The organism is Pseudomonas sp. FSL R10-0056 (assembly GCF_009600105.1).
In the GTDB taxonomy this organism is placed as follows: Bacteria; Pseudomonadota; Gammaproteobacteria; order Pseudomonadales; family Pseudomonadaceae; genus Aquipseudomonas; species Aquipseudomonas bubulae.
Genome location: NZ_WIWL01000119.1, coordinates 1 through 305, shown reverse-complemented (window position 1 = coordinate 305; position 305 = coordinate 1). Strand labels below are relative to the sequence as shown.

Here is a 305-nt window from a genome sequence, read left to right as displayed (position 1 = left end):
CCCGTGCGCCCTGCCCATTCATGGCACACGCCGAGGCGTTGGGGATGATGCAGCCCAGACTGGCGATGCAGATAAACAGTGGAATCAACAACGGCCACAGTTGCTCGGTATGCAGGGCGCTAATGCCCAGCAATGCCACACCTGCCGCCAGATAAACCCACACCGTACGCGCCAGCAAAAAGGCCGGTTGGCGCTTGGCCAGCAACCGTGCGTTCACTTGCGCCACCAAAATAAAGCCCGCCGCGTTACTGCCGAACAACCAGCCGTAGTGTTCCGCAGGCACGCCATACAGCTTGATAAAGACG

1 pseudogene is annotated in these 305 nt (G+C 59.7%); it reads right to left on the bottom strand.

The features are described from left to right. Positions 1-305, bottom strand: a pseudogene (locus GHO42_RS06725) (Bcr/CflA family drug resistance efflux transporter); the annotation flags it as partial.